Source organism: Mesorhizobium sp. M7A.F.Ca.AU.002.02.1.1, from assembly GCF_003998535.1.
Lineage (GTDB): Bacteria > Pseudomonadota > Alphaproteobacteria > Rhizobiales > Rhizobiaceae > Mesorhizobium > Mesorhizobium ciceri.
The window spans coordinates 1-6291 of sequence record NZ_RZPB01000341.1 but is presented as its reverse complement, the minus strand read 5'-3'; the positions used below and the strand labels follow the sequence as shown (position 1 = coordinate 6291).

The 6291-nt window shown below is 64.8% G+C and carries 6 protein-coding genes and 1 pseudogene; 6 read left to right on the top strand and 1 reads right to left on the bottom strand.

Annotated elements, in window-relative coordinates:
- The 4 genes and pseudogenes from EN879_RS20310 to EN879_RS20295 form a co-directional block, all read left to right on the top strand.
- Positions 1-553 (top strand): annotated as a pseudogene (locus EN879_RS20310) (ABC transporter substrate-binding protein); the annotation flags it as partial.
- Between the two features lie 91 nt (positions 554-644).
- Positions 645-1808 carry an FMNH2-dependent alkanesulfonate monooxygenase gene (ssuD, locus tag EN879_RS20305; protein WP_063169610.1) on the top strand — a complete coding sequence of 388 codons (1164 nt, stop codon included), beginning with the start codon at positions 645-647 and terminating at the stop codon, positions 1806-1808.
- A complete protein-coding gene (locus EN879_RS20300) occupies positions 1805-2581 on the top strand; it encodes an ABC transporter permease subunit (protein ID WP_027161252.1) in 777 nt (258 codons plus the stop codon). Before ssuD ends, EN879_RS20300 begins: the two co-directional genes overlap by 4 nt.
- A gap of 10 nt (positions 2582-2591) precedes the next feature.
- Positions 2592-3383, top strand: coding sequence for an ATP-binding cassette domain-containing protein (locus EN879_RS20295; RefSeq protein WP_063169609.1), 792 nt, complete (start codon positions 2592-2594; stop codon positions 3381-3383).
- Positions 3384-3572: 189 nt separating this feature from the next.
- Here EN879_RS20295 and EN879_RS39055 read toward each other — a convergent pair whose 3' ends face one another.
- Positions 3573-3758 carry a hypothetical protein gene (locus EN879_RS39055; RefSeq protein ID WP_024502222.1) on the bottom strand — a complete coding sequence of 62 codons (186 nt, stop codon included), beginning with the start codon at positions 3756-3758 and terminating at the stop codon, positions 3573-3575.
- Between the two features lie 309 nt (positions 3759-4067).
- Here EN879_RS39055 and EN879_RS20285 point away from each other — a divergent pair, with 309 nt between their 5' ends.
- Both EN879_RS20285 and EN879_RS20280 read left to right on the top strand, forming a co-directional pair.
- Entirely contained in the window at positions 4068-4427 is a 360-nt protein-coding gene (locus EN879_RS20285) for a septal ring lytic transglycosylase RlpA family protein (RefSeq protein ID WP_013528714.1), read from the top strand.
- Positions 4428-4658: 231 nt separating this feature from the next.
- A complete protein-coding gene (locus EN879_RS20280) occupies positions 4659-5936 on the top strand; it encodes a polyhydroxyalkanoate depolymerase (protein WP_063169608.1) in 1278 nt (425 codons plus the stop codon).
- The last annotated feature ends 355 nt before the right edge of the window (positions 5937-6291 follow it).

Below are 6291 nucleotides of genomic sequence, written 5' to 3'. Positions count from 1 at the left end.
GTCGAACGGGATGCCGGCCTTCTCCAGCGCGCACAATCTGCTCGTCGCCGCGCTGGAGAAGGCCGGCATCCCGTTCGACTAGATCACGCCGGTCTATCTCAGCCCGGCGGATGCGGCCGCAGCCTTTGCCAGCGACCAGATCGATGCCTGGACCGTCTGGGATCCGTTCTTCGCCATCGCCGAAACCCGCTACCAGCCGCGTGTGCTGGCCCGCTCCAGCGAGGTGCTGAAGGTCAACACCTATTTCCTCGCCAACAAGGACTTCGCCAAGGCGCATCCCGAAACCGTCACCACAACGATATCAGCCTTGGGCGAGGCGGCGAAATGGGCCGACCAGAACCGCGACAAGGTGGCCGCGGCGCTGCATGAGGTGACCGGCGTGCCGCTCGACGCGCAGATCATCGCCGCCAACCGCACCAAATTCGGCGTCTTCCCGATCACCGACGAGATCATCGCCGGCCAGCAGGCGACCGCAGACCGCTTCTTCAAGCTCGGGCTGATCCCGAACGCGGTCCGCATCTCCGACGCGGTGTGGACGGCACCCGGCAACTGACTTGTCCCCTGACGGCGCCGGATGAGAACGCCCGGCGCCATTTGCGTTCGCACCCATATCTCCAGGAGATCCGCCCGTGACTGTGCCAGACATGACCGCGCCTGCCAGCACCGCACCGCTCGATTTCTTCTGGTTCATCCCGACGCATGGCGACGGCTCCTATCTCGGTTCCGAGGAGCAGCAGCGGCCGCCCGAATTCGGCTACTTCAAGGAGATCGCGCAGGCGGTCGACCGGCTCGGCTTTCCCGGCGTGCTGTTGCCGACCGGCCAGAATTGCGAGGATTCCTGGATCACCGCGACGGGCCTCGCGACACTCACCGAAAAACTGAAGTTCCTGGTCGCGCTGCGGCCGGGCGTGACGCTGCCGACTTTCGCCGCACGCCAGACCGCCGCCCTCGATCGCTTGAGCAATGGCCGCCTGCTGCTCAATGTCGTGGTCGGCGGCAACCCGACCGAGCTCGCCGGCGACGGCGTCTTCCTGCCGCATAACGAGCGCTATGCCCAGGCGCATGAATTCCTGACCATCTGGCGCGGCCTGGTGTCCGGCGAGCGGGTCAATTTCAACGGCAAATATTACCGCGTCGAAAATGGCCGCCTCGACCTTCTGCCGCACCAGGAACGGCCGCCGCTCTATTTCGGCGGATCGTCGGATGCCGGCCAGGACCTCGCCGCGGACCTCGTCGACATGTATCTGACCTGGGGCGAACCGCCGGCGCAGGTCGCCGAGAAGCTGGCCGCGGCGCGCGCAAAGGCGGCGCGGCGCGGCAGAAAACTGCGCTTCGGCATCCGGCTGCATTTCATCGTGCGCGAGACCGAGGACGAAGCCTGGCGCGCCGCCGACCGGCTGATCAGCCATGTCACCGACGCCCAGATCGAAAACGCGCAGGCGCGCTTCCTCAACCAGATGGATTCGGTCGGCCAGCGCCGCATGTCGGAGCTGCATGGCGGCCGCCGTGACAGGCTGGTGGTGTCGCCCAATCTGTGGGCCGGCGTCGGGCTGGTGCGCGGCGGCGCCGGCACGGCGCTGGTCGGCACGCCGGAACAGATCGCCGGGCGCATCCGCGAATACCAGGCGATCGGCATCGATACCATCATCGGCTCGGGCTATCCGCATCTCGAGGAGGCCTACCGCGTCGCCGAGCTTCTGTTTCCGAAGCTCGGGCTCGGCACCAGGCGGCAGCGGGCGCATGAGAACATCGCCAACGAATTCTCGGTCGGCTTCCATGGCGCCAACCGCCTGCAGGCTTCGTCATGAGCTTTTCCACGCGCCTGCATAGCAACGCCATCGGCTGGCTGCTGCCGGCGCTGATCATTGCCGGCTGGGAGATTGCCAGCCGCGCCGGCGTCATGCCGGCCAACGTGCTGCCGGCGCCCAGCGCGGTCGCCGAGGCCTTCTGGCGGCTGACGCTGTCGGGCGAACTGATCCGCAACATCGGCGTCTCGACCGCGCGCGCCCTTGCCGGCTTTGCCGTCGGTGGCTCCATCGGTTTTGCGCTTGGCCTTGCCAACGGGCTGTCGACGCTCAGCCGCGGCCTGACCGACACGACGCTGCAGATGATCCGCAACATTCCGCATCTGGCGCTGATCCCGCTGGTCATCCTGTGGTTCGGCATCGACGAGGAAGCCAAGCTGTTCCTGGTGGCGCTCGGCGTGTTCTTTCCGATCTACGTCAACACGCTGCTCGGCATCCAGAGCGTCGACCCACAGCTGGTCGAGATGGGCCGCGTCTACGGCATGGACCGGCGCGCCCTGTTCTTCCGCGTCATCCTGCCCGGCGCGCTGCCGTCGATCTTCGTCGGCCTGCGCTATGCCCTGGGCATCATGTGGCTGACGCTGATCGTCGCCGAAACCATCTCGGCCAGTTCGGGCCTCGGCTACATGGCCATGCAGGCGCGCGAATTCCTGCTGATCGATGTCGTCGTGCTGTCGATCCTGATCTACGCGCTGCTCGGCAAGCTCGCCGACAGCCTCGCCCGCCTGCTCGAGCGTTTGTCGCTTGGCTGGCATCCGGCCTTCCAGAACGGATGAGAGATTGCCCATGACCGCCGCCAGCCTGACCGCAGCCCGTTCCTTCGTCGCCACGCCGGTGCGGCCGATCGGCTCCGTCGAAGGACAGCGGGCCTTTGCCTTCAGGCATGCCGGCAAGCGCTTCGGCGACAAGACCGTGCTCGACGGCATCGACCTGGACGTGCCGGCCGGGCAGTTCCTCGCCGTCATCGGCAAGAGCGGCTGCGGCAAGAGCACGCTGTTGCGGCTTCTGGCCGGGCTCGACCGGCCGACATCGGGATCGCTGTCCTTCGGCGTCGAAGAGGAAGGACACAGCCGCACGCGCTTCATGTTCCAGGAGCCACGGCTCCTGCCCTGGGCCAGCGTGGTGAAAAACGTCGAGGTCGGGCTGACCGGCATCGCCACCGGTAGCGAAGCGAGGCACCGCGCGCTCGACATCCTCGGCGAGGTCGGGCTTGCCGACCGGGCCGACGAATGGCCTTCGGTGCTGTCCGGAGGTCAGAAGCAGCGCGTGGCGCTGGCCCGCGCGCTGGTCGGCCACCCGCAGATCCTGGCTCTCGACGAGCCGCTCGGCGCACTCGACGCCCTGACCCGCATCGAGATGCAGCAGCTTCTGGAACGCATCTGGATCGCGCAGAAGTTCACGGCCGTGCTGGTCACGCATGATGTCGCCGAAGCGGTCGCGCTCGCCGACCGGGTCGTGGTGATCAGTGAAGGCCGGGTCGCGCTCGATCTGGATGTGCCCGTGGAACGGCCGCGCCGGCGCGGTTCGGTGGAGCTGGCCCGGCTGGAGGGCAAGATTCTGGATCGGCTGTTCGGGTAGGGCTGTCGGGGGCAGGGCCCTGGAGGACCGCCTTCCCCCACTCCGTCGCAGCTTCGCAGCACCACCTCTCCCCCCCTCCGGAGGGAGAGGAAAGGAGCCAAGGTCGGCGAGCTCGCGCTTTTCCTCTCCCCCGTCGATCGGGGGAGAGGTGGCCCGAAGGGCCGGAGTGGGGTCGACCTTTCATCAAGCTCACCCGCTTGACCGGTTCGCCCACACCAACCCGATCAGCCCGACCAGCATGGTGACGACGCCGATATAGAGCCATTGCGACTGGCCGGTCATGAAGCTGCCGCCGACAACGCCGATGCCTTGCAGCGACCACAGCGCGCCGACGGCAAGCACAATCAACGCCAGCAGATTTTTGGTCAGCCTCATTGCCGGATCTCCCTTTTGAAGTCGATTGGTTACAGCATCGGGACCGCGATAAAAGAGCCAAAGGAAGTGGCCCGGCCGCGCCGAGCTCTACTTGGATATTAATGTTCGATCTTGTCAAACGGATGCCCGATAGCAACACAAAGATCATCGTTGATTGATCATCGCGTGCCGGAAAATCCCTGACAGACTGTTACCCAGCGACTCCAAACGTGTGCCATTGCCACGGAACCGCCAGATCACTGCCGCATTTCCCGCCTTATTTGGCACCTAACGGCTGGGGTCTGTCAAAAACGGAGCCATCCCCCAAATATGAAGAACCCAAAACAGACCGCGATTGTCGCGGTAACGATCGCTGCTGGCCTGATGGTCGGCGCTTCTTCGGCGACCGCCGCCGCCCAGTGCGGCCGCGCCTCGTGGTACGCCCTGCACTCCAGAACCGCCTCGGGCGAGCGCATGAACCCGTCGGCGATGACCGCCGCGCATCGCACCTTGCCTTTCGGCACCAAGCTCAGGGTGACCAACAAGAACAACGGCCGCAGCGTCGTCGTGCGCATCAACGATCGCGGTCCGTTCATCAAGGGACGCGTGCTCGACCTGTCGAAGGGCGCGGCCGGCCAGCTCGGCTTCATCGGCTCCGGCCACACTTCCGTGTGCATGGCGCGCGTCTAGAGCTTCCTGTGTCCGGCAAGGGCCGGACACATTACCTACACATTTCGCAGCCGCACACTGAGCCGGCTGGCACCGTTCGGCCCCGATTTCCATGGCCTTGAACCAAAGAAGCATTGGTCACGCAGCGTGACGTATTGCATCGCAGCAATTAGTTGTTAACTTCCCCGCGAGACATTTAGGCTCGGCGCTGCTCGTCGTGCCTTCGGTCGCAGGCAGCAGCGGGGTTTCTCGATGTTCTACCAGCTCTATGAGATGAACCACGCCGCCCTGCAGCCGGCGCGCCTCTATGCCGACGCGGTGCGGATGTTCTACTCCAATCCGCTCAATCCGTTTTCCCACACGCAATGGGGCCGTTCGATCGCGGCGACGGCCGAACTGTTCGAGCGCACCACGCGCCGCTACGGCAAGCCGGCCTTCGGCCTGAGCAAGACCGTGGTCGACTGGAAGAGCGTCGAGGTCGCCGAGAAGACCGTCTGGTCGAAGCCGTTCTGCAATCTCGTGCGCTTCGAGCGCGCTGTCCCCGCCGGGCGCAAGCCCGATCCGAAGCTTCTGATCGTGGCGCCGATGTCGGGCCATTATGCGACGCTGCTGCGCGGCACGGTGGAAGCGATGCTGCCCTATGCCGACGTGCACATCACCGACTGGGTCGATGCCCGCATGGTGCCGCTTGCCGACGGCCAATTCGATCTCGACGACTACATCGACTATGTCATCGACATGCTGCACACGCTCGGGCCGGACACGCATGTGATGGCGGTGTGCCAGCCTTCCGTGCCGGTGCTGGCCGCCGTGGCGCTGATGGAATCCAAGGGCGACCCGTTCGTGCCCTCGACGATGACGTTGATGGGCGGGCCTATCGACACGCGCAGCAACCCGACCGCGGTCAATCTGCTGGCGCAGGAAAAAGGCATCGACTGGTTCCGCGACAATGTCGTGATGCATGCGCCGTGGCCGGTGCCAGGCTTCGGCCGCGAGGTCTATCCAGGCTTCCTGCAGCTGTCCGGCTTCATGAGCATGAACCTCGATCGCCACATCATCGCCCACAAGGACTTCTTCATGCATCTGGTGAAGCATGATGGCGACAATGCCGAGAAGCACCGCGATTTCTACGACGAGTATCTGGCGGTCATGGACCTGACGGCCGAATTCTACCTGCAGACCGTCGACACCGTCTTCGTGCGGCAGGCCTTGCCAAAGGGCGAGATGACGCATCGCGGCACCAGGATCGATCCGTCGGCGATCCGCAACGTCGCGCTGTTCACGGTCGAAGGCGAGAACGACGACATATCAGGCCTTGGCCAGACCAAGGCAGCGCATGATCTTTGCCCCAATATCCCGGCTGAGCGGCACGCCCACTACATGCAGCCGGCGGTCGGCCATTACGGCGTGTTCAACGGTTCTCGCTTCCGCTCCGAAATCGTGCCGCGCATCGTCGACTTCATCACCAGCTACGGCCGCCAGGAGCGTGTCGCGGCGAAGCCGAAGCTGGTCCGCGCCGCCAAGAGATAATGCACGTCGTCCAAAATTGCGGGTTTTGGGACGATGATTTGCATAAAACCAAGCTTAACGGCGACAAGCCATGCGATTGACCGGTAAAAGCCGGCTGGCTGGCTGATTCTGTTGCACAAGTGCCGCTGTCCAGCCCCTCGGGTAACCATGCCGACAATCCGACCGTCGTCGTAATTGACACGGACTGTAAATCCCCCTTAACCTTTCGTTAATAACAAAGGGTGAGCGGGGACAATGATTTCCTCATCGATGGCGCGACGGCTGCGCGTGTATGTGGCGGCCGGGCTGGCAATGACGGCGGGCTGGGTGGCACCGGCCTTGGCGGGTGGAGCGATGGCGACCGGGGGGCTCACCT